Below are 21,248 nucleotides of genomic sequence, written 5' to 3' on the forward strand. Positions count from 1 at the left end.
AATGCGGCCAGTGACCGTCCCTGGTCGTCGCTGCGGCAAATGCTACTGGGTCAGTCTCGCCAGCTTCTGCTGGGCTTCCTTGCCAATGTCCCCATCGGCCTTGGCGGCCTGCGAGTAGTTGGCAATGGCGTCGTCCCGTCGGGACTGGCGGGCGGCGATATCGCCAAGGCGCAGGTAGGCGATGGAAGTGGGCACCACCTGATTGGCGGCTTGCAGGTTTTCCCGGGCCTCGTCCAACTGATTCAGGGCCAGGGCGTTCAGGCCGTCATACAGCCGGTATTCGAACATTTCCGGGTACAGGGATACCGCTCTGTCGAAGTCCGTCTGGGCCTTCTGAAGCTGGTCCTGTTCCTTGTAAATGCGTCCGCGAAGGGCATAGAACATGGCCTCCCGGGGCAGAAGCTTGATCGCGGTGTTGACCTTCGCCAGGGCCTGGTCAAACTTGCCCTCCTGGGCCAGCTTGAGGGCTTCATCGTGGGCCTTGTAGGCAGGCTGGTACTCCCGCAGCTTGGTGGTCTTGGCGCGATATTCCTCCACGCCGCGGTAGCCGCCGGTGCCGAGTTTGTTGGCCAGCGCCTGGTTTTCCTCCACCCGGCGGGTTGAGGGCGGGTGGGTGGCAAACAGCCCCTGCACAAAGCCCTGCTCCTGGCCCTCGCTCAGCTTCACGAAGGTTTCCTGCAACTTCACCGCGGCCTGAACGTCGTAGCCGGCCCGCTTCATGTACACCATGCCGTAGTGGTCCGATTCCAGCTCATCGCCCTGGCCATACTGGGCCAGGGCCAGCTGGGCACCGAGGGCGGCGCCGCCCATCAGCAGGGCCGACCACTGGTTGTCGGAAATGGCGTAGCCCAGGCCCGCCACCCCGAGGCTGATCAGCTGGGCTTTCTGCATGCGTTGAACGCTGTGGCTGGCGGCGGCGTGGGTGATCTCGTGGCCGAGCACGGCGGCCAGTTGGGCCTCGCTGTCCAGTTCGGTCAGCAGGCCCCGGTTGACGGCAATCTTGCCGCCGGGCAGGGCCCAGGCGTTAGGCACGCTGTTGTTCAGAATCACGAATTCGTAGGGCAGGTCAGGGCGGTCGCTGACCGCCGCCAGTTTTTCGCCCACCTTCCGCACGTACAGGGTCAGCTCCGGGTCAACGTAGAACTGGCCGCCCTGGGTCTGCTGGGTGGGTGTGTACTGGTTGGCGCCCATGGCGATCTCTTCCTGGGGCGAAACCAGGGACAACTGCTTCTCTCCGGTCACCGGGTTAACGGTGCAGCCGGCCAGGCCGGCGGTGGCGACAATCAACGCCAGTGACAACGATTTGATCCTTTGCAAATGCACATCCAGCTCCTGTAATAACAAAACGTTGGGCCAGGCGACCGGCGGGCATGGGCCTGCCACGGGTATCTGGAGGCTCGCCGGGTCCTGACGTAGTATAGTCCCGTTTCCTTTTCCATTTCTGACCCCGGACCCTACCGCACATGAGTAATCTGCTGGAACTGCTGGCACTGGTTTGGTTTATGGCCTGCTGGCTGGGCTACAGCTACTATTCTCGCCGCCGCGCCGCAGATCGGCCGTGTCTCTCCAACACCCTGGACCTGTACCGCGAGGACTGGATGCGGGTGATGCTGCGTCGGCAGAACCGCATTGCCGACGCGTCGGTGGTAGGCAATCTGGAACGTAACGGGGCCTTTTTCGCCTCCAGCTGCCTGCTGATCCTGGCGGGCATCATCACCGCCCTGGGCTACACCAGCCAGGCGATGGAAGTGTTTGCCACGCTGCCGTTTTCCACGGTGCCGAGCCGGGAAATCTGGGAGCTGAGGCTGGTCACGCTGCTGGTGGTGTTCGTGTACGCGTTCTTCAAGTTCACCTGGTCGATGCGGATGTACAATTTCGTCTCGGTAATGGTGGGCAGCGCCCCGCTGGTGGAGGACAGCAAGACCAGCCCGGCGGCCCGGGAAGCGTTCGCCCGCAGCGCTGGCAGCATTTGCAACCTGGCCGGGGATGCCTTCAACCTGGGGTTGCGGTCGTACTATTACGCCTTGGCCGTGGTGGCCTGGTTTTTCAGCCCCATCGCGTTCGTGGTCGCGTCCACCGTCGTGGTGGCGGTCCTGTACCGCCGGGAATTCTGCTCCGACGCCCTGCAGGCCCTGCAGGACGGCAAGGTGTTTGATGAAGCCCTGACGGCCCGCGCCGAGGCCGCCGGCAAAAGCGCATCCGCTTCAAAAACCAACGCTTAACACAGGCTGTGTCTGATGGATAACCAGACCCGAATCGACCGGGTAACCCGGTTTATTGAAACCTTGAACCAGGCCAGGGGCCTGGGATTGACGGTCACCGACGCCGGCGAAGGCGAGCTGACCCTGTGCCTGCCCTACAGCCGGCAGATCATCGGTAACCCGGACACCGGGGTGATCCACGGCGGGGCCATCACCACTCTGATGGACACGGCCTCCGGTAGCGTGATTCTTTGCGCCCTGGAGGAGTTCGAGCTGTGCCCGACCCTGGACTTGCGGGTGGACTACATGCGCCCGGCCCAGCCCGGCGAGCCGGTGTACGCGAGGGCGCAGACCTACCGCATCACCAAGAACATCATTTTTACCCGCTGCGAGGCGTTCCAGGCCGGCGGCGAGACGGTGGCCAACTGCGTGGCTACGTTCATGCGCATCGGTAAGGAGGCCATGCCACGGCAGTTCCGGGAACGCATCATGGGGGAGGGGCAATGACCGATCGCGAGTTGATGGCGAACGCCCGGGAAACCGGCGATTTTTCCGGCGTACTGGAGCAGATTCCCTATGCCAACTGGATCGGGCTGGTGTGCGAGCGCTTCGGTGATGATCTGATTTTCCGGCTGCCCCGGAAGGATTCCAACCTGGGCAATCCGATTCTGCCGGCCATTCACGGCGGGGTGATCGGTGGGTTCATGGAGCTGTCGGCGGCGATTTACCTGATGATGCATCAGGACACGCCCCGGATGCCCCGCATCGTGGACTTTTCCCTGGATTACCTGCGCGCCGGTCTCAACCGTGAGACCTACGCCGAGTGCCGCCTGACCCGCCAGGGCAATCGAGTGGCCAATGTGATGGTCACCGCCTGGCAGAAATCCCGCGCCGAGCCCATCGCCACGGCCCGGGCGCATTTTCTGCTGGAAGACTGAGCCCGTTCCCGAGGGTTGAAATGCGCCCGCCTGTCCCCACTTTCTCCGCATGACCCGCGACCTCGGGGAAGCGATCGGGCCGGAACGGGTTGCCGAAACTCGCCTCAAGCCATCCATGGGCGGCTCGAGCTCCGCCATCCATGGCTCCGCACGGTTTCGGCAACCCGTTCCGGCCCGATCGCCCAGACTGTCGCGTTGTTGTCGAAATACCCCTTGGTCGGTCGGCTCGGTCCGGCAGGCCTGTCCAAAACCGTGCGGAGCCATGGATGGCGGAGCCGAGCGTACACGGACGTATTCACAGCGTGTTTTGGACAGGCCTGCCGGACCGGGCCAGCCACCGGACCTTTCAGGCTACGTTGCCCTGTAAATAGGAGACAAAAGACACCATGACGGTAGAAGCCAACAAAGAAACCCTAGGGTTCCAGACGGAAGTGAAGCAACTGCTTCACCTGATGATTCACTCGCTGTACTCGAACCGGGAAATCTTCCTCCGCGAGCTCATCTCCAACGCCTCGGACGCCGAAGACAAGCTGCGCTTCGCGGCGCTGAAAGACGACAGCCTGTTCGAGGGTGATTCCGACCTGAAAATCCGCCTGGATTTCGATAAGGACGCCGGCACCATCACCCTGACGGACAACGGCATCGGCATGAGCCGCGACGATGTGATTGCCAACCTCGGCACCATCGCCAAGTCCGGCACCGCCGAGTTCCTCAAGCAGCTGTCCGGTGACGAGAAAAAGGACAGCAAGCTGATCGGCCAGTTCGGCGTGGGCTTTTACTCCGCGTTCATCGTGGCAGACCGGGTCGAGGTGTTTACCCGCAAGGCCGGTGCCTCTGCCGAAGAAGGCGTGCACTGGGAATCCGCCGGCGACGGCGAATTTACCATTGAGCCGGTGAGCCGTGACCAGCGGGGCACGCAGATTGTGCTGCACCTGAAATCCGAGGCAAAAGAGTTCGCCGATGGCTGGCGTCTGCGCAGCCTGGTGAAGAAGTATTCCGACCACATCTCGTTCCCGGTGGTGATGAAGGCGGAATCCGAAGACGAGGACAAGGCCGGCGAGGAGGAGACCGTCAACGACGCCACGGCGCTCTGGACCCTGCCGCGCACCGAAATCAAGGACGAGGAGTACAAGGCGTTCTACAAGCACATCGCCCACGATTTCGACGACCCGCTGACCTGGTCCCACAACAAGGTGGAAGGCAAGCTGGACTACACCAGCCTGCTGTATGTGCCCAAGCGCGCGCCCTTTGATATGTACAACCGGGAAGCGCCCCGGGGGCTGAAGCTGTATGTGCAGCGGGTGTTCATCATGGATGACGCCGAGCAGTTCCTGCCGCTGTACCTGCGCTTTACCAAAGGTGTGATTGATTCCAACGACCTGTCCCTGAACGTGTCCCGGGAGATCCTGCAGAACGACAGCACTGTGGAGAGCATCCGCACCGCGGTCACCAAGCGGGTTCTGGACATGCTGTCCAAAATGGCCAAGAAAGACGCCGAGGCCTATCAGGGCTTCTGGAAGGAATTCGGTACCGTGCTCAAGGAAGGCCCGGCCGAGGACTTCAGCAACCGGGAAAAGATCGCCGGCCTGCTGCGGTTTGCGTCCACCCATACCGGTGAGGCCACTCAGAACGTGTCCCTGGACGATTACATCGCCCGCATGAAGGACGGCCAGAAGAAGATTTTCTACATCACCGGTGACAGCTTTGCCGCCGCCAAGAGCAGCCCGCATCTGGAAGTGTTCCGCAAGAAGGGCCTTGAAGTACTGATCCTGTCCGATCGCATCGACGAATGGATGATGGGCTACCTCAGCGAGTACGACGGCAAGCAGTTCCAGGACGTGGCCCGGGGCGATCTGGACCTGGGTGAGGTGGAAACCGAGGAAGACAAGAAGCACAAGGAAGAGGCCGCCAAAGAGCACAAGGATCTGATCGAGCGCATCAAGACCGCGCTGGACGATCGGGTTCAGGAGGTGCGGGTGACGAACCGCCTGACCGACTCTCCGGCGTGCCTGGTGGTGGGCGAGTTCGATATGGGCGCCCAGATGAAGAAGATCATGGAAGCGGCCGGCCAGAAAGTGCCGGACAGCAAGCCGATCTTCGAGATCAACGTGGACCACCCGCTGGTTCAGCGCCTGGAAAAGGAAACCGGCGAATCCCGGTTCAACGAACTGTCCGCCGTGCTGTTTGACCAGGCCACCCTGGCCAGCGGTGAGCAGTTGAAGGACCCCGGTGCCTACGTCAGCCGACTGAACCGGCTGCTGCTTGAACTGGCGAACTGAGTGCAGGGATCGGGTGCCGCCGCTGGCGGCGCCCGATCCTGATCGGTTCATGACGAACCGTTTCTAACAGAATCGCCACTCACCGGGCCCCACATGCACCAGATCATCGTTGATATTTCCATCAGCCCCGATGAGTGGGTCAAGCTCTATCAGGGCCTCGCCACCGACGTCCGCACCACTGCCCGGGACGGTCGTACCGTGCGTTTTCCCGCCCGCATTCTCTCCCGCTTTTTCCTCCGTGACGGCATTCACGGCAGCTTCCGGATTGTGTTTGATGACCGGGGCAAATTCTCCGCGATCGAACGCCTGTAAGGCTCCCGCAACGCCGTTGTTGTCAGTGCCGTCGGGGCCGCTTGGCGCCCCTGATTCTGCCGCACCTATCCGATAGCCAAAAGCTTTTAAAAATTTATTTTTAATTAATTGTCTCGGGCTGACGAAGGCAGGCTATGGTTTAAGGGTACTCGTTCAGCAAGGAGCAGCTATGTCAGTCTGGTTCAGTGGCGAGCGCCTTCAGGCGTGGCGCGAGTGTGTGGGAATTCTGGCGGACTATTACGGCGATTTTGCCTGTTCCCACTAGCTCAGGTGCCTGTGGTGACGTGGCTGAGTCAGGCTCCGAACGGGGATAGTCACTGCCTATGCGGGGCATTGGAAATCCGCACGGCAGAATGCCGGATCTGACCTATAGTTATCGGACTGTTTCATTTGTCCGGTGTCCGCAGTCGACGACATCGCAGTCAAAGACATGAAGTATCGCCGTCCATCGGGCGGCCGACACAATAAGGAGAGGAAGATGACACAGAACAGCAGCTCAGGTGGCAAGTGCCCGGTGATGCACGGTTCCAACACGCAGGAGCAGGGGGATGTAGCCGCCTGGTGGCCGGAGAATCTGAACCTGGACATCCTGCACCAGCACGATCGGAAGACCAATCCCATGGGGGAGGACTTCGATTACCGGGAAGCGGTACGGTCGCTGGATTTCGAAGCGCTCGAAAAAGACATGCACGAGCTGATGACCAACAGCCAGGAGTGGTGGCCGGCGGACTGGGGCCATTACGGTGGCCTGATGATTCGCCTCGCCTGGCACGCGGCGGGCACCTACCGCCTGGCGGACGGCCGGGGCGGTGCCGGTACCGGTAACCAGCGGTTTGCGCCGCTCAACTCCTGGCCCGATAACGGCAACCTCGACAAGGCCCGCCGCCTGCTGTGGCCGCTGAAGAAAAAGTACGGCAACAACATCAGCTGGGCGGACCTGTTCATCCTGGCCGGTAATGTGGCGTACGAATCCTTTGGTCTGAAGACCTTTGGTTTCTCCTATGGCCGCGAGGACATCTGGCACCCTGAGAAAGACATCTACTGGGGCGCCGAGAAAGAATGGCTGGCGCCGTCGGATCACCGCTATGAGAACGTCGACAAGCCCGACACCATGGAGAACCCGTTGGCCGCGGTTCAGATGGGCCTGATCTACGTAAACCCGGAAGGGGTGAACGGCAAGCCGGATCCGCAAAAGACCGCCGAGCAGGTGCGTGAAACCTTTGCCCGGATGGCGATGAACGATGAAGAAACCGCCGCGCTGACCGCTGGCGGCCACACGGTGGGTAAGACCCACGGCAACGGCAATGCGGACGCCCTCGGGCCCGAGCCTGAAGGCGCGGACGTTCACGAGCAGGGCCTCGGCTGGCACAACCCCAACCTGAAGGGCAAGGCCAGCAACGCCATCACGTCCGGCCTGGAAGGCGCGTGGACCACCAACCCCACCCAGTTTGACATGGGCTATTTCGAGCTGCTGTTCGGCTACGAGTGGGAACTGACGAAGAGCCCGGCGGGTGCCAACCAGTGGCAGCCGATCAACATCAAGGAAGAGCACAAGCCGGTGGACGCGTCCGACCCGTCCGTGCGCCGCATGCCGATGATGACCGACGCGGACATGGCCATGAAGGTGGACCCGAAGTACCGCGCCATCTGCGAGAAGTTCATGAAGGACCCCGAGTACTTCAAGGACTGCTTCGCCCGGGCCTGGTTCAAACTGACCCACCGGGACATGGGGCCGAAGTCCCGTTACATCGGCCCGGACGTGCCGGCGGAAGACCTGATCTGGCAGGATCCGATCCCCCAGGGTGAGACCAATTACATCGAGGAAGTGGTCAAGGAAAAGATCGCCGAAGCCGGTCTGAGCCTGAATGAACTGGTCTGCACCGCCTGGGACAGCGCCCGGACCTACCGCGGCTCTGACATGCGCGGCGGTGCCAACGGCGCCCGCATTCGCCTGGCGCCCCAGAATAGCTGGGAAGGCAACGAGCCCCAGCGTCTGGCCAAGGTGCTGAAGGTGTATGAGAAGATCTCCGCCGAGACCGGCGCGAGCGTGGCGGACGTGATCGTGCTGGGTGGCAACCTGGGCATCGAGATGGCCGCCAAGGCGGCAGGCCACGCGGTGCACGTGCCCTTCCTGAAAGGCCGGGGCGATGCCACTGCGGACATGACCGACGCGGAATCCTTCGATCCGTTGGAGCCGCTGGCGGATGGCTTCCGGAACTGGCAGAAGAAGGACTACGTGGTCAAGCCGGAGGAGCTGCTGCTGGACCGCGCCCAGCTGATGGGCCTGACGGCCGCCGAAATGACCGTCCTGATGGGTGGCATGCGCGTACTTGGCACCAACCACGGTGGCAGCAAACACGGCGTGTTCACGGACCGCGTTGGCCAGTTGACCAACGACTTCTTCGTGAACCTGACCGACATGGCCAACCGCTGGGAGCCCACCGGCAAGAACTCGTACAACATCGTGGATCGCCAGAGCGGCAAGACCAAGTTCACCGCGACCCGTGTTGACCTGGTGTTCGGCTCCAACTCGATCCTGCGCGCCTACGCCGAGGTGTATGCCCAGGACGACAACCAGGCGAAGTTTGTGAACGACTTTGTGGCCGCCTGGACCAAGGTGATGAACGCCGACCGGTTTGACGTGAAACGCTGATTGACCGGTTCTGTTCCCGCCTGTACTGTCCGGGGCAATCTGCCCCGGGCGCCTCAACGCCCCGGTCTCCGGGGCGTTGTTGTTTGTGCCGTTGTCGTGAGGCCATCGCCTCAGGAGCCTGAATGCGAATTTTCCTTGCCCCGATGGAAGGCCTGGTGGATGCGCCCATCCGGGAAACCCTGACCGCCGTGGGCGGCATTGACCGCTGCGTGACCGAATTCATCCGGGTGACCCACGGCCTGCTGCCGCCGCGGGTGTTCCACAAATACGCCCCGGAGCTGGAGTCCGGCTGCCGGACCCGGGCCGGCGTGCCGGTGGCGGTGCAACTACTCGGTTCCGATCCGGTGATGATGGGTGTCCATGGGGCCCGAGCCGTCGAACTGGGCGCTACCCAGGTGGACATCAACTTCGGTTGCCCGGCGAAGACGGTCAACAAGCACAAGGGCGGCTGCGTGCTGATGCGGGAGCCGGAGCTGATGCAGGCCATCACCGCCGCGGTGCGGGAAGCCGTGCCAGCGGCCATACCCGTCACCGCCAAGATGCGCCTGGGCTACGATGACCGTTCCATGGGCGTGGCCTGCGCGCAGGCGCTGGCGGACGCGGGCGCAGCCGAGATTGTCATCCACGCCCGCAGCAAGGTGGACGGTTACCGGCCGCCGGCCTACTGGGAAGAGATCGCCCGGGTACGGGACGCGGTGAAGGTGCCGGTGGTGGCCAACGGCGAGATCTGGACCGTGGACGACTACTGGCGCTGCCGTGGCCGGTCCGGCTGTAACGACGTGATGATCGGCCGGGGCCTGATAGCCCGGCCCAACCTGGCGGCGCAGATCAAGGCCGCCCAGCGCGGTGAGAGCCTCCCGGATATGCCGTGGGCTGAGGTGGTTGGGCTGGTGCGGGAATACGCCCGGGCCCTGCAGGCGCACCTGGAGGATCGTTACGTGACGGGCCGCATCAAACAGTGGCTGAACTACCTGCGCATCGCCTACGTGGAGGCGGAGCAACTGTGGCCTGTCGCCCGCAAGTTCAAAGACGTGGCGCCGATGATGGACTGCCTGAATTCTGTGGTACAAACCCCTGAAATGAGCGTAGAACCTGTGGTTGTCTGATCACGAAAAACCACGAGGGGCTAGCCATGCCAACAACAAGACACGAACAACCCATCCGTTTTCGACCCATCTTGCGCGCCGCTCTGGCCGGGCTGAGCCTGGCCCTGCTGGGGGCCACACCCGCGGCCCTGGCGGCCGACGGCGTCGTCACCGTGACGCCGCTGGGCAGTCATGACAATGAATTCTGCAGCCTGGACCGGGCCATGGTCTTTGAAGACCCGGACGGCACCCGCATCCTGTACGACGCCGGCCGCACCGTGGCCGGGCCAGACGATCCACGGCTGGGCGACATCGACGTGGTGCTGCTGTCCCACGTTCACGGGGACCATCTGGGCGACCTGCGTATCGAGAAAACCAACCAGGGCACCTGCGCCAAGCCTGACTTCCCGGTGAAAATGGTTCCAGAATCCAACACCGTGGCCATCGCCCTAAAGAAAAACGCCACCATTGTGACCGGCAGTGAAATGCCGCCGTTCCTGGGCGCGAAGCTGAAGGCCGCCGGCGGCGATGCCAGCAAATCCCAGCTGGTGCGCTTTGGCGCCAGCAAGCAGATTGGCGGGGTGACCATCACCACCGTGCCGGCGGTGCACAGCAACGGCGTGGCCCCGGCGTTTGTGCCCGGCCCGCTGGGTGATCAGCTTGCTGAGGCCGGCGTGAGTGTGAGCGTGGGGCCGCCCACCGGCTACGTACTGACTTTCTCCAACGGCCTGGTGGCGTACCTGTCCGGGGACACGGGCATTACCGCCGAGCAGAAGGTGGTGGTTCACGATCACTACAAGGCCAAGCTGGTGGTGATGAACATTGGCGATACCTACACCACCGGGCCGACCGAAGCCGCGTACGTGATCAACGATCTGGTGCAGCCGGCCTCGGTGATTCCCTCCCACGCCAACGAGCCGGCCACGGAGGACGGAAAAGTGCGTGACGGCAGCCGCACGGCGGCGTTCCTGAAGGCGGTAGATGTACCGGCATACGTACCCCTGAGCGGGCATACGCTGGGTTTCGACGCTGCTGGCGGGTGCGTATCCGGCTGTATGTGAGGAAGTAAAACGAGCAAGAGAGGCAGGCCCCTGGCGTTTGAACGGCGGGGGCCTGTGGCATTTCAGGCGCTCGCCCGGGCTTCCTGCGCCAGCAAAGCCTGTTTGCGCTCAACGCCCCAGCGGTAACCGCTGAGACCGCCGTCGCTGCGAACCACCCGGTGGCAGGGCACCAGCACCGCCACCCGGTTGGCCGCGCAGGCACCGGCCACGGCGCGCACCGCCCGGGGCTTGCCCAGTTTTCGGGCCAGGCTTGCGTAGCTGACCGTGGTTCCTGCGGGAATGTCCTGCAACGAGCGCCATACGGACTGCTGGAATGGCGTCCCCCGCAAATCCAGCGGGAGGGACGCGTCCGTGCTGTCTTGCTCCAGGCTTTGGGCAACGCGCGCGGCCAGGTCGGTCAGGCCGGCGTCATCCCGACGAACGGGGTCGCCCGGGAAGGTCTTTAGAAGAGTGGCTTCAAGGTTGTCGGCCCCGGCGGCGGGTGCCAGCGGCCAGACTGCACAAACGCCGGCGTCTGAGGCGGCGATCAGAGTCTCACCCAGGGCGGTATTGCGCGTGGTGTAGCGAATCATGAGATGGCGCCTCCCGGTGCCAGCGGCCCAGAGCCCCATGCCCCAGCCGTTACCATCCCCAGAATAGCAGCCACCAGGCCAGATCCACCACTGCAATGGCACCCAGGCCGAACGCGGTGGCTCCGAATTGCCGCAGTACCGAGGTGCCGTACTGGCCGGCAATTTTCCACACCAGCCCGAGAGACCAGGCGCTGGCCAGCACCAACAGGCCCGCCCGCAGCGGCTCCACCCAGAACAGTGGCACCTGTTCCGCCCGCAGCATGCTGATGGTGACCGCCGACAGGCCCAGGAAGACGCCGACCCCGGCCAGGGGAATCAGCCCGTGGGACAGGTGGCTCAAACGCTGGATGGAGCGTTTGCCCAGGCTGCGGTCCGCAAACGCCAGCAGCGCCGTCAGCACCGTCCCCATCACCACGCCGGTGGCGCCGATGTACGCCAGCAGCAGCGCGCCGTCCACCAGGTTGAACACGTCGTTCTGGTCCGGATAGTTGGTAAAAATCCACCAGGGAAGGTCGCTCTGAAGCGGCCACAGCCAGCCGTGGTTCACCAGCCAGACCGCCAGCATCTGCTTGAGGTCCACGAACCAGGGACTCGCCGACCAGTGGAAGGCGCCGATGGCAATGCCGCATAGGCCGAAGGTGATCAGCAGCAGGTCACCCGGGGTCGCCCGACGGGCGCTTTCCCGGACCACCTCGGATCCCGGTGCCCGGGGCGTGAAGGTAATGGCGTCCCGGTGGCCCTCGCAGCGGCCGCACACGTGGCAGTCGCTGGCGGTCTGCAGGTCCTTGAGGGACAGCAGGGTGGGGCAGTTGACCGCTTCCGGCCGCTCGCCCCGGGCGCGGCTGAGCTTCCACTGCACCGGATCGGCCCGGTAGTGCACCGGCGCCAGCTTGGACAGCAGGCGGAACACGCCATTCACCGGGCACAGGTACCGGCACCAGACCCGCACGTTACGGCCGTAAAGATAGCCAATGATCAGCGCGCCAACGGTGGAGCCCCCCAGAATCAGCAGGGTGGCTTTGGGGTACTGGTACACGCTGATCATCTGCCCGTACACCGTGGTGCCCACAAACGCCACGAACGGCCAGCCGCCCCAGCGGACCCAGCGCGGAATACTGCCGCCCCGGCCGTGCCGGCTGGCCCACTCGGTCAGGGTGCCTTCCGGGCAGAACACGCCGCACCAGACCCGGCCCATAAGGACCATGCTAATCAGCACGAACGGCCACCAGATGCCCCAGAACAGGAACTGGGCGAAGAGCGTGACGTCGTCCCAGATGTGGGCGGTGTGATCTGGCAGGGGGCGCACGGCGGGCACAATGATGAGTACGGCGTAGAACAGCACCACCGCCCACTGGATGCGGCGGATGGCGGTCTGGTGGGTGCGCATCCACGCACCAAAGGCCGCAACGCGGCCTTTGGTGGGGTGTTCAGGGTTCGAGCGGTCGGTGGCAATGATCCCGCTCATACGGCTGGTCGACCCATCAGGTGGCGGCCGCCGCCGGCGTCGCCGTTTGACGGTTCTGGTACTTGAACATACCCAAAACCACCGCCCAGTAGCCGAGCCAGACCAGAAGCGTCATCAGGGACGGGTAGGCCCGGTAGCCGGTCAGAGCCGACACCACGCCGCCAAACCGGCTGCTGTCACTGAGGATGGCGGAGGTGTCCCACACCGGATCGACCAACGCCGGCAGCCAGCCCAGGCTGATCATCTTATCGACGCTGGACACCAGCAGCGCGCCGGCCAGCAGGAGCAGCATGATCTCGGTAAAGCGGAAAAAGTGCTTCCAGGACATCCAGCGGCGGCTGGCCTGAAGCAAGTAGTAGGTGCCACCGGCAAGAACCATGGCAAACAGCACGGCACCGGCGAAGCTGGCCCAATCCTGCATCGTCTGCTGGGCGTAGCTCATGCCGTACAGGAAGATCACGGTCTCGGAGCCTTCCCGGGCAATGGCAATGGCCACCAGCAGGGAAATGGACCAGAACGCCTGGTTTTCGATGGCCTTCCGGGTCTGGTCCCCGAAGTGCTTGTGCAGGGTTCGACCGTGCTCGCGCATCCACATCACCATATGCACGATCAGGCCGGTGGCCGCCAGCATCATGATCAGCATGAAGATGTCCTGCCCGGTGCCGGAAAGATACTGCGCGAGGCCCAGCAGGGCGGCGGCCAGCACCAGTGCGGTGCCAACACCGCCGGCCACCCCGAACCAGAGGTAACGCAGGGTGCCGTCGGCGCCAAACTGCTTCAGCCAGGAGTAGAGGATGCCCACCACCAGGAGGGCTTCAATGCTCTCTCTCCAGACGACAAAGATCACTTGTTCCATCGAAAACTCCTCGTTACTCCCGGCCGGTCGCCGTCAGGCGAAAAGCACAGCGTTACTTCGCGACGATTTTGCCCTTGGCATCCGGCATGTGGAACTCGTCGATAAACTCATACTCGCCGGCTTTAAGCGCCGGAATCACCACGAAAGACTTGGCGCCCGGGCCCAGAACTTTCTCCTGGCGCAGCCGGCTGCTTTCAAACTCCACCGGGGAATTGCCGGTGTTGTTCAGGTTCAACTTGAATTTCTCGCCCGCCTTCACCTCGATGGTTTGCGGGGTCAAGGTGCCGTCTTTCAGTTCCAGATCGTAGGACGGCATATCGGCCAGGGCCGGTGTGGCCAGTGCGAGACCTGCCACCAGACCAAAAACGCGCGATGACTTCAGCATGCTCAGTAACCTCCTTTCTTGCCGGTGCCGGCGTAAACAAAGTCGTATTCCAGGGTAAAGGGCTTGAACCACTCAGCGACACCGGTTTCACGGTCAACGTGCCGCATGAACGGCTTGCCGTGATAGGTGGGGGGGTGAATGGTGTACTCAAGGTGGTATTTGCCCGGACCGTCCATCTTCACGTTGGCGCCATAGTGGGTGCCATCGCTGGCGACCATCGGCATAAACGTGCCTTCGATCGTCTTGTCGCTGCCTTCACGGGTAAGCACGTAGTCGACGGTCAGGTAGGGCACCCAGGCGCCCACGGGCAGGCCGTTGGTGTTGTCTTCCAGGGCCATAATGTCCGCTTCAAGGTGCACGTCGGCATCCTTGGCGGCGAGGCCCATGGCCGGCTCCATGATGACCGGTTGCAGGTACACCGCGCCCACTTCAATGCCGTTGGCCCGCTGGGGCTCGCCGATCGGGTATTCAGCGGCGGAGGCCATGGTGGAGGCGGCCAGCAAGGCAGAGGCAAGGGCGACGTTGGGCACTCGAATCATGAACGGCTTCCTTCTGATTAATGCGCGATTCCTGAGTTGATGGGCGCAGTGTACAACGGGCAAACTGGAATTAAAAGATAAAGATTCGCATTTAGATTGAAAGTCCGGACAGGGGCCCAGGATGCCATGAGGGACCGAAAGCACGAGCTCAGGGATGGGTCGTCAGGCGGATCGTTTCGAGCTGTTCCAGGGCCTCGTCAATGCCGTACAGCCCGCTGGCGAAACGGACGAATACCGGCATGGCGGCGGCTGAGAAGGCCCGGCTGGCGTCTCGGTCAAAAAACTGGGCGAAGCCGTCGGCGGCGGTAAGAATCTGGCGATCAGAGTGTGCCAGTTCGTCCTGAGCGCGTCGTGCGCCGTCACGGGGCGGGGTGGTTCCCAGTTGCTGGTTGATCCAGCTCTGGGTGTCCGGTTCGGCCAGAAACCGGAGGAATCGCTCCGCCGCTGCCGGGTGGCTGGCTCGGGCAGGAATGAAAAAGACGTCCGTGGGCGCGTCCTCGTACCGGCCAATGGCCGGATTGAGCATCGGGAAGGGGGCTACACCGATGTCATCCCGTATGGATTCCGGGAACTGGGGCTTCACGAACGCGCCCATCAGCATCATGCCGGCGGCGTTCTGATACAGGTAGGGCAGCGCGGATCGCCAGCTCATACGGGCATGGTTCGCCAGAAAGAAGTTGGCATCGATCAGCGCTTTCCAGCGGCTCATGACGTGGCGGAGGCGCGGATCGGTAAACGGCACGTGGCCGGCCGTCACCGCCTGGTGAAAACTCAGGCCATTGAGCCGCAGGTCGAGATAGTCAAACCAAGCGGCGAGGGGCCAGCCGGCTTCAGACCCGACGGCTACGGGCACTACGCCCTGGCCTTTGAGCGCCTCGCCCACGGCCAGCAGCTGGTTCCAGGTCCGCGGAGGTTGCAACCCCAGCCGCTCAAACAGGGATTTTCGGTAGTAAAGGCCCCAGGAATAGTAGGCAACCGGGAGCGCCACCGGGGCGCCGTCCGGGCTGACCACGGCTTTGAGCGCCGGGCTGAACGCTGCGTCCCAGTTTTCCTGTTGCCATAAGGTGCCGATGGGCCGGACCAGGCCCCGATGGACGAAGTCGTTGAGAACCTCGCCGGCAAACCAGAACAGGACGTCCGGGGGCGCGTCTTTGCCGGTCAGCCATTCGCCCATTCGGGCCTTGTAGGTTTCCTGTTCGTATTCCCGATGGCGCACCTGCACGTCCGGGTTGGCGGCTTCAAACGCCTCCACAAGCGACAGGTACGCTTCCCGTTGCTCACCGCCCGAGACCATGAAATTGACGTTCAGGATTTGATGGCTGCCATCTCCGGTAGCGTCGCCGGTATGGGAGGCCTTGGCAACAGCGGGCATCAGCGCAAGCGACAGTAGGGCGAACAGGAGGCTGCAACGCCATCGGTCGCGCCACTGGAGCCAGGAGTGCGCTACAGCCATGCTCAGCGGCCCCCCGCGACATCAATCAGTGCGCCCGTAACGTAGGACGCGGCTGGCGAAAGCAACCATGCGATGGCCTCGGCCACTTCCTCCGGTTCGCCGCCCCGCTTCAGGGGAATGGCGGGGGCCAGTCGCTCCACCCGACCCGGCTCCCCACCATCAGCGTGGATGCCGGTGCGGATGAAGCCAGGGCGCACGGCGTTTACCCGAATGCCCCGTGGCGCGGCTTCCACAGCCAGCCCTTTGGTCAGGGTGTCCATGGCGCCTTTGGACGCGGCGTAATCCACATATTCATTGGGAGAACCGGTGCGGGCGGCCAGGGAAGACACGTTCACGATGGCGCCGCCCTCGTGCATGCGCCGAAGCGCCTCCCGGCAGCACAGGAAACAGCTGGTCACGTTGGTGGTCATCACCGTGCTGAACCGGTCCAGGCTCATGTCCACCAGCGGTGATTGCGTAAACAGCACGCCCACGTTGTTGACCAGTGCGGTCACTGGCCCCAGGGCCTGCTCGGTGGCATCGAACAGGGCCAGTACGGCCTGCTCCTGGCTGACATCCCCTGCCACCGCGACCGCCTTGCCGCCGGCCGCGCGGATGTCGCTGACCACCGCGTCCGCCGCGTCCCGGTTGTTCCGGTAGTTCACGCACACGGCGTAACCCCTTGCGGCCAGCAGTCTTGCGGTAGCCGCGCCAATGCCCCGGCTGGCGCCGGTCACCAGCGCAACCGGCGTGTGGCTGGATTGGGTCGCTGCGGCGTGGTCAGCGGTCATGTATGCGCGTTCTCCGGCCTTGCATCAATGGTGGTGTCCGTGGGCGTTATGGGAAGTATGGCCGGACTGGCCGGATTTTTCCGTGTCCTCATCGGAATTTTCACTGTGGCGGTGATCATGGCCGTGGTCGTGATCGTGATCATGGCTGCCACCCTGCCCATGGTGATGATGGTGGTCGTGACCACCGCTTTCCATCGCCTTCATCATTTCCGGGCCTCCGGTCCGGCGGTAACGCAGGTACAGCCAGCCTGCCACACACAGGGCGCCAATGTTCAGGAAGGTGGTGTAGTTCCAGGTAAACGCCGCCTCGCCGATGGTGGCGTCCCGAGCCTGCGGCACCCAGCCCAGCGCACCGAACAGCAACTCGACCGCAATCGCCGCCAGCACCATGGCGATATAGAACGTCACGAAAAGGAAGACCGTCATCCGGCCGCCGTAGTATTTCCGGAAAATGTTCAGGACCGGCAGGATGATCAGGTCGCCGAAAATGAACGCGACCACGCCGCCAAAACTGATGCCGCCGTTCCACAGCACCGCCGCCAGGGGCACATTACCGATGGAGCAGGTAAAAGAGGCCATGGCGATCAGCGGCCCGATGATGGGGCCCCAGATCATGGCCAGCGTTGGGTCGCCGGTAAAGAACAGGGTGTTCCAGAAAGATTGCGGCACCAGCGCCCCGAGCGCGCCGGACACGATCAGCCCGACGCCGATGTCTTTCCAGAGCATGGACCAGTTCATCACGAAATAGTGGCTGATGGAGGTCCAACCCTCGGCGGACTTCAGCCGGTCCAGCCAGTTGCCGTCCTTGTCCATGGTGGCCATGCCGGCGTGGCCTTCCATTTTGCCTGTGAGGCCCTGCTCAGCCTGCTTGCGGGCCGCGTCCACCCGTTTCGGACGAAGGAACAGGCGGAACAGCACCACCATCAGGGCAATCATGATCGGCCCGCCGATAAACTCGGCGGCACCAAAGGCCCAACCCATCAGCACGATCAGCAGGATACCCAGTTCGATCACCAGGTTGGTGGCGGCAAACTGGAACGCCATGGCGGCGGTAAAGTTGCCGCCCTTGCGAAAGATAGAGCGGGCGATGGCCACCGCGGCGTAGGAGCATGACGAAGAGGCCGCTCCCAACAGCGACGCCTTGCCGATGGAACTGGCGGAATCGTCCGGCATCAGCTTTTGCAGCTCCGCCTTGGACACGGTGACATCGACAATGGCCGAGAGCAGAAAGCCCAGCACTAGGCCCCACAGGATGTCCCAACCCATGGCGGCGGCCAGATGAATGGCAGAGCCAACGCTTCCGAGCAGGTTATCCATTGGTTCCCCCTATGGTGGATCCATGAGTGATAGATCTATAACCATAGGTTCCTAAAGGCCATTGTTCAAATCTGCCCTGACGTTGCGCTGGATCAAATCGTGTTGTTTCGGCCGGGTGCAAGCTGATCCTGTAAACGCCGAGCGCACTGCACAGGAGGCCCCATGGTCACTCAAGCCGGTATCTGGATGGATTACAGCAAGGCCGTGGTGGTACTGCTCCACGGCGATGAAGTGGATCTCACGGTGATTGAATCGAACGCCCGGGCGCCGTCCAAATCCTCCGGCGGGCACCGGCAGTCCGCGCCCAACGCCCATCAGGACGTGGTGGCGGAAGATCATCGGGAGCACCGGTACAACCAGGCGCTCGGCCAGTACTTCGAGCGTATTCATCGGCGGGTGCACCGTGCCTCAGAGTTGGTATTGCTGGGCTCCGGCCAGGCCAAGAAGGAGTTCCAGCATTACCTGCGGGACCAGATGCCCGACCTCAGGGTGCGCGAGTGCAAGGCCGCGGGTCCGATGACCAGTGCCGAACTGACCCGGCACGTCTGCAGAGTATTCGAGCACGCGTACGGTTAACCGGACACTCCGGTAAGCGGACTGAGTGTTCGCCCGAAACTTGATCTGCGTCAGGGGTTGAAAGGTGCACGTTGCTTATTGTTGATCCATGGCTGCTCAGGGAGGGTGCCGACATGCAGATTGAAGACATCATGAACGGACGTATTGAGTGGTGCATGACCTCAAGCAACGTTCAGCACCGTTGCCGGCCTGACCTGTTGCAGGCCGCGGCATGAAGCCCCGGAAGCGCCCTTGGGATGCGACGCCAACGGTGGCCAGGTCCTGTGTTCAGTGCCGGCTGGGTCAGGGCTGTCTGCCCGGTTCCTGTGGTCTCGACCTGTTTCCGCACCTGGAGCATGAGGTAAAACAGCAGGTGACGGTGAACGCCCGGACGCTGATCTTCGGGCAGAACGAGCCCTTCTCCGCCTGCTTTGTCGTTAAAAGCGGAGCCGTCAAGACCGTTCACGTAAACGAACGGGGAGACGAAAAAATCCTGGGGTTTTACCTGCCCGGCGACATGTTTGGTCTGGAGGGCATTGTCAACGGCGTGCAAGCCTGTTCGGCCGTTGCACTGAGCAGGTCCATCCTGTGCCGGCTCAACTTTCGCAAGCTGGAGGCCATCGGCCGCCAGTTGCCCGCATTACAACATTGGCTGCTGCAATCCATGAGCCGGGAACTGAACAGCGTTGAACGGATGACGCGCTGGCTGAGTTACAGTACCGCCGAAGAGCGGGTCATTGGGTTTCTGCTGGATGTCTCGTTTCGGCTGAAACGGCGGCATATGGTGCATCACCAGTTCCGGCTGGACATGGCCAGAACGGACATCGCCAATTTCCTGGGCCTGGCGGTGGAAACCGTCAGCCGGGTGCTGACCCGGCTGGACCGGGATGACGTCGTGCGTATTCAAGGCCGGCAGGTGGAACTGCTGAATCTGCCTGAGCTGCACCGGAGAGCCGGGTTTGAGGACAACCTTTCGGCACCGGCGCCCCAGCTCATCAGCGTGCGGGCGCTTGCAGGGCCTTACGCATGGCGTAGCGCAGAAAATGAACGCCCCGAACCGTCACTTTCTGCTCACTTTCCACCGAAAAACCCTGGCGCTCAAAGAATGGCCGAGCCACCACACTGGCTTCCGTGAACAGGCTGGTGACGCCGGCCTCCCGCAGGCGCGCTTCCGCTTCCTGATAGAGGGCGGAGGCGACGCCTTTGCGGGCGGAATTGGGCGTGGTGAAAATCAGATCAATGTGGCCGTTTGGCTCATAGGAAATAAACCCCGCCAACTGGTCTCCGTCCTCCGCAATCAGCGTTTCCAGAGATTCCAGTCGCGCCCGCCAGGTGTCCAGGTGCGGTGTGCGGGACGCCCAGGCGTTGCGCTGGGTTTCGTCGTAGGCGGAGGCCGCCAACTGGTGAACGGAATCGGTGAACAGGCGCACCAGCGGGCTAAGATCCTGCAAGCGGTAGCCACGGATGGCGAGGGCGGTCTTATCGGTCATGGGTGGTCCAACAGCACGTGAATCAGTCTTGGCAATCGATGGTTCAGATCGTACCAGAAGCCGAGCCGGTCCGGGGTGCTGTTTGTGACAACATCATTAACGCTCGCGCACCCGGTCGCCGTCGCTCAGCTCCCGCCCGGGATGGCGCACCACCCGATCGCCTTCCGCCAGGCCATCGATGATCTGGGTCATCAGCCCGTTTGAGGCGCCGACGGTCAACGATTGCCGGTGGGCCATCTGCCCGATGACCAGAAAGACCGCGCTCTGGCCGTCCTGGGTGAACACCGATGAGGCAGGCACCTGCAAGGCGCTGCCGGATTGCCACAGGATAAAATTGGCGTCCACCCGGTAGCCGTCGCCGAGGGACTGCCACGCCTCCGGCGGGCTCGCCAGGTCCGAGATTACCTGCACGCGCTGCTCTTCGACGCCAAGGGCCGAGACGTCCTTGAAACCCACCGGTTCAACGCGCCGCACGGTGGCGTCCAGCGGTGGGCCGCCCCAGCCGGTCAGCCGGGTGGGCAGTCCGGGATGGAGACGGACGGCGTCCTCGCTGAGCACATCCACCACGATCTCCAGCGCCCGCGGATCGCCCACCTCCATCAGCGGCTCCCCGGCCTGTACGATGCCCTCACTCTGGCGCAGCAGGGCCAGCACGGTACCGTCGATCGGTGAGTGCACGGTGACTTGCTCGGCGGGTTGCTGACCGTTGGAGGCCGCGCTGGACACCTGTAGACGGGTTCTGGCGGCGGCCAGCTCGTGGGCGGCGACCTCCTCATCAAACCGGGCAGAGCGCAGAATAGCCTGGGCTCGCACGGCGGCGGACCGGGCCTGCTGGAGCCGTTCGGCGGACACAAACCGGGCTGCGTCCAGCGCCTGGAGGCGCGCAAGGTCGGCCTGGGCCATGGTGGCGTCGGCCTCGGCCGCCTGAACTTTCTCGCGGATCGACTGCAGCGCCGCGCCGGCCGCAGCGGCCCGGGCCTCGGCCTCCGCCCGGGTGCGGGGGTCCAGGATGCTCGCCGGGGTCGGGTCCACCAAAGCCAGAGGCTGGTCCGGGGTCACCCGGTCGCCGACATCCAACTGCACCCGGTGCAGATAGCCAGCGACGGGGGCGGAGACCCGGTAGCGGTCTTTGACCCGGGTCTTGCCCTCTTCCACTACGGTGACTTCCATCGGCCCGCGGGTCACCGTCGCCAGATCCACCCAGACCGATTCTGGCCGGAACAAAAACGCCAGCACGGCAAGGGCGAGCAGGCCAAGCAGACCCCAGAAGGCCCATTTTCCGGCGGATATGTGATGCGTTGCCATCGCTCGGTCCTT

Annotated in this window: 20 protein-coding genes and 1 pseudogene; 10 read left to right on the top strand and 11 right to left on the bottom strand. The window is 63.3% G+C overall.

The features are described from left to right. Positions 1–42: 42 nt before the first annotated feature. On the bottom strand, positions 43–1,323 hold the full coding sequence (locus V3388_RS16115; protein ID WP_442915658.1) for a M48 family metalloprotease: 1,281 nt from the start codon (positions 1,321–1,323) through the stop codon (positions 43–45). A 140-nt stretch (positions 1,324–1,463) separates the two neighbouring features. Here V3388_RS16115 and V3388_RS16120 point away from each other — a divergent pair, with 140 nt between their 5' ends. The 8 genes from V3388_RS16120 to V3388_RS16155 all read left to right on the top strand — a co-directional run bounded on the left by V3388_RS16120 (position 1,464) and on the right by V3388_RS16155 (position 10,529). Next, positions 1,464–2,222, top strand: a complete 759-nt coding sequence (locus V3388_RS16120; protein ID WP_336368591.1) for a DUF599 domain-containing protein — start codon at positions 1,464–1,466, stop codon at positions 2,220–2,222. 15 nt (positions 2,223–2,237) lie between these two features. After that, positions 2,238–2,708 (top strand): PaaI family thioesterase, encoded by a 471-nt coding sequence (locus V3388_RS16125; RefSeq protein WP_336368592.1) that lies wholly within the window; start codon positions 2,238–2,240, stop codon positions 2,706–2,708. Then, positions 2,705–3,139 carry a PaaI family thioesterase gene (locus tag V3388_RS16130; protein WP_336368593.1) on the top strand — a complete coding sequence of 145 codons (435 nt, stop codon included), beginning with the start codon at positions 2,705–2,707 and terminating at the stop codon, positions 3,137–3,139. Before V3388_RS16125 ends, V3388_RS16130 begins: the two co-directional genes overlap by 4 nt. A gap of 386 nt (positions 3,140–3,525) precedes the next feature. Continuing rightward, on the top strand, positions 3,526–5,418 hold the full coding sequence (htpG, locus tag V3388_RS16135; RefSeq protein WP_336368594.1) for a molecular chaperone HtpG: 1,893 nt from the start codon (positions 3,526–3,528) through the stop codon (positions 5,416–5,418). 93 nt (positions 5,419–5,511) lie between these two features. Next, positions 5,512–5,730 (top strand): DUF2835 domain-containing protein, encoded by a 219-nt coding sequence (locus V3388_RS16140; RefSeq protein WP_336368595.1) that lies wholly within the window; start codon positions 5,512–5,514, stop codon positions 5,728–5,730. 478 nt (positions 5,731–6,208) lie between these two features. Continuing rightward, positions 6,209–8,383 (top strand): catalase/peroxidase HPI, encoded by a 2,175-nt coding sequence (gene katG, locus V3388_RS16145; protein ID WP_336368596.1) that lies wholly within the window; start codon positions 6,209–6,211, stop codon positions 8,381–8,383. Between the two features lie 122 nt (positions 8,384–8,505). Beyond that, positions 8,506–9,489: a tRNA dihydrouridine synthase gene (locus V3388_RS16150; RefSeq protein ID WP_336368597.1), complete on the top strand. Its 984-nt coding sequence runs from the start codon at positions 8,506–8,508 to the stop codon at positions 9,487–9,489. A gap of 26 nt (positions 9,490–9,515) precedes the next feature. After that, positions 9,516–10,529 carry an MBL fold metallo-hydrolase gene (locus tag V3388_RS16155; RefSeq protein WP_336368598.1) on the top strand — a complete coding sequence of 338 codons (1,014 nt, stop codon included), beginning with the start codon at positions 9,516–9,518 and terminating at the stop codon, positions 10,527–10,529. 62 nt (positions 10,530–10,591) lie between these two features. On the opposite strand, the gene V3388_RS16160 is transcribed toward V3388_RS16155, so the two are convergent. From V3388_RS16160 to V3388_RS16195, 8 genes are all read right to left on the bottom strand, one after another. Further along, positions 10,592–11,101, bottom strand: coding sequence for a methylated-DNA--[protein]-cysteine S-methyltransferase (locus V3388_RS16160; protein WP_336368599.1), 510 nt, complete (start codon positions 11,099–11,101; stop codon positions 10,592–10,594). Between the two features lie 49 nt (positions 11,102–11,150). After that, positions 11,151–12,566 carry a 4Fe-4S binding protein gene (locus tag V3388_RS16165; RefSeq protein WP_336368600.1) on the bottom strand — a complete coding sequence of 472 codons (1,416 nt, stop codon included), beginning with the start codon at positions 12,564–12,566 and terminating at the stop codon, positions 11,151–11,153. A 16-nt stretch (positions 12,567–12,582) separates the two neighbouring features. Next, a complete protein-coding gene (locus tag V3388_RS16170) occupies positions 12,583–13,422 on the bottom strand; it encodes an FTR1 family iron permease (RefSeq protein WP_336368601.1) in 840 nt (279 codons plus the stop codon). A gap of 52 nt (positions 13,423–13,474) precedes the next feature. Continuing rightward, positions 13,475–13,807: a cupredoxin domain-containing protein gene (locus V3388_RS16175; protein WP_336368602.1), complete on the bottom strand. Its 333-nt coding sequence runs from the start codon at positions 13,805–13,807 to the stop codon at positions 13,475–13,477. Between the two features lie 2 nt (positions 13,808–13,809). Beyond that, positions 13,810–14,346 (bottom strand): iron transporter, encoded by a 537-nt coding sequence (locus V3388_RS16180; protein WP_336368603.1) that lies wholly within the window; start codon positions 14,344–14,346, stop codon positions 13,810–13,812. A gap of 148 nt (positions 14,347–14,494) precedes the next feature. Then, positions 14,495–15,799, bottom strand: coding sequence for an ABC transporter substrate-binding protein (locus V3388_RS16185; protein WP_336368604.1), 1,305 nt, complete (start codon positions 15,797–15,799; stop codon positions 14,495–14,497). Positions 15,800–15,801: 2 nt separating this feature from the next. Beyond that, positions 15,802–16,569: a glucose 1-dehydrogenase gene (locus V3388_RS16190; protein WP_336368605.1), complete on the bottom strand. Its 768-nt coding sequence runs from the start codon at positions 16,567–16,569 to the stop codon at positions 15,802–15,804. Between the two features lie 24 nt (positions 16,570–16,593). After that, a complete protein-coding gene (locus V3388_RS16195; protein WP_336368606.1) occupies positions 16,594–17,886 on the bottom strand; it encodes a permease in 1,293 nt (430 codons plus the stop codon). Positions 17,887–18,048: 162 nt separating this feature from the next. Here V3388_RS16195 and V3388_RS16200 point away from each other — a divergent pair, with 162 nt between their 5' ends. Both V3388_RS16200 and V3388_RS16205 read left to right on the top strand, forming a co-directional pair. Beyond that, the gene (locus V3388_RS16200; RefSeq protein ID WP_336368607.1) at positions 18,049–18,462 is read left to right on the top strand and encodes a hypothetical protein; all 414 of its coding nucleotides are present in this window, start codon (positions 18,049–18,051) and stop codon (positions 18,460–18,462) included. A gap of 211 nt (positions 18,463–18,673) precedes the next feature. Then, positions 18,674–19,378 (top strand): annotated as a pseudogene (locus tag V3388_RS16205) (Crp/Fnr family transcriptional regulator); the annotation flags it as partial. Positions 19,379–19,436: 58 nt separating this feature from the next. Here the strand turns inward: V3388_RS16205 and V3388_RS16210 are convergent. Together V3388_RS16210 and V3388_RS16215 are read right to left on the bottom strand one after the other, a co-directional pair. Beyond that, positions 19,437–19,931 carry a GNAT family N-acetyltransferase gene (locus V3388_RS16210; RefSeq protein WP_336368608.1) on the bottom strand — a complete coding sequence of 165 codons (495 nt, stop codon included), beginning with the start codon at positions 19,929–19,931 and terminating at the stop codon, positions 19,437–19,439. A gap of 96 nt (positions 19,932–20,027) precedes the next feature. After that, positions 20,028–21,236 carry an efflux RND transporter periplasmic adaptor subunit gene (locus tag V3388_RS16215; RefSeq protein ID WP_336368609.1) on the bottom strand — a complete coding sequence of 403 codons (1,209 nt, stop codon included), beginning with the start codon at positions 21,234–21,236 and terminating at the stop codon, positions 20,028–20,030. Positions 21,237–21,248 lie beyond the last annotated feature (12 nt).

Source organism: Marinobacter sp. C2H3 (genome assembly GCF_037080155.1).
In the GTDB taxonomy this organism is placed as follows: Bacteria; Pseudomonadota; Gammaproteobacteria; order Pseudomonadales; family Oleiphilaceae; genus Marinobacter.

What these genes read in the sequence shown, in the direction of transcription:
- V3388_RS16185 (WP_336368604.1), bottom strand. Translation starts at nt 15,799, where the DNA reads ATGGCTGTAGCGCACTCCTGGCTCCAGTGGCGCGACCGATGGCGTTGC.
- V3388_RS16120 (WP_336368591.1), top strand. Translation starts at nt 1,464, where the DNA reads ATGAGTAATCTGCTGGAACTGCTGGCACTGGTTTGGTTTATGGCCTGC.
- V3388_RS16210 (WP_336368608.1), bottom strand. Translation starts at nt 19,931, where the DNA reads ATGACCGATAAGACCGCCCTCGCCATCCGTGGCTACCGCTTGCAGGAT.
- V3388_RS16125 (WP_336368592.1), top strand. Translation starts at nt 2,238, where the DNA reads ATGGATAACCAGACCCGAATCGACCGGGTAACCCGGTTTATTGAAACC.
- htpG (WP_336368594.1), top strand. Translation starts at nt 3,526, where the DNA reads ATGACGGTAGAAGCCAACAAAGAAACCCTAGGGTTCCAGACGGAAGTG.
- katG (WP_336368596.1), top strand. Translation starts at nt 6,209, where the DNA reads ATGACACAGAACAGCAGCTCAGGTGGCAAGTGCCCGGTGATGCACGGT.
- V3388_RS16190 (WP_336368605.1), bottom strand. Translation starts at nt 16,569, where the DNA reads ATGACCGCTGACCACGCCGCAGCGACCCAATCCAGCCACACGCCGGTT.
- V3388_RS16200 (WP_336368607.1), top strand. Translation starts at nt 18,049, where the DNA reads ATGGTCACTCAAGCCGGTATCTGGATGGATTACAGCAAGGCCGTGGTG.
- V3388_RS16180 (WP_336368603.1), bottom strand. Translation starts at nt 14,346, where the DNA reads ATGATTCGAGTGCCCAACGTCGCCCTTGCCTCTGCCTTGCTGGCCGCC.
- V3388_RS16215 (WP_336368609.1), bottom strand. Translation starts at nt 21,236, where the DNA reads ATGGCAACGCATCACATATCCGCCGGAAAATGGGCCTTCTGGGGTCTG.
- V3388_RS16140 (WP_336368595.1), top strand. Translation starts at nt 5,512, where the DNA reads ATGCACCAGATCATCGTTGATATTTCCATCAGCCCCGATGAGTGGGTC.
- V3388_RS16165 (WP_336368600.1), bottom strand. Translation starts at nt 12,566, where the DNA reads ATGAGCGGGATCATTGCCACCGACCGCTCGAACCCTGAACACCCCACC.
- V3388_RS16170 (WP_336368601.1), bottom strand. Translation starts at nt 13,422, where the DNA reads ATGGAACAAGTGATCTTTGTCGTCTGGAGAGAGAGCATTGAAGCCCTC.
- V3388_RS16130 (WP_336368593.1), top strand. Translation starts at nt 2,705, where the DNA reads ATGACCGATCGCGAGTTGATGGCGAACGCCCGGGAAACCGGCGATTTT.
- V3388_RS16150 (WP_336368597.1), top strand. Translation starts at nt 8,506, where the DNA reads ATGCGAATTTTCCTTGCCCCGATGGAAGGCCTGGTGGATGCGCCCATC.
- V3388_RS16160 (WP_336368599.1), bottom strand. Translation starts at nt 11,101, where the DNA reads ATGATTCGCTACACCACGCGCAATACCGCCCTGGGTGAGACTCTGATC.
- V3388_RS16195 (WP_336368606.1), bottom strand. Translation starts at nt 17,886, where the DNA reads ATGGATAACCTGCTCGGAAGCGTTGGCTCTGCCATTCATCTGGCCGCC.
- V3388_RS16155 (WP_336368598.1), top strand. Translation starts at nt 9,516, where the DNA reads ATGCCAACAACAAGACACGAACAACCCATCCGTTTTCGACCCATCTTG.
- V3388_RS16175 (WP_336368602.1), bottom strand. Translation starts at nt 13,807, where the DNA reads ATGCTGAAGTCATCGCGCGTTTTTGGTCTGGTGGCAGGTCTCGCACTG.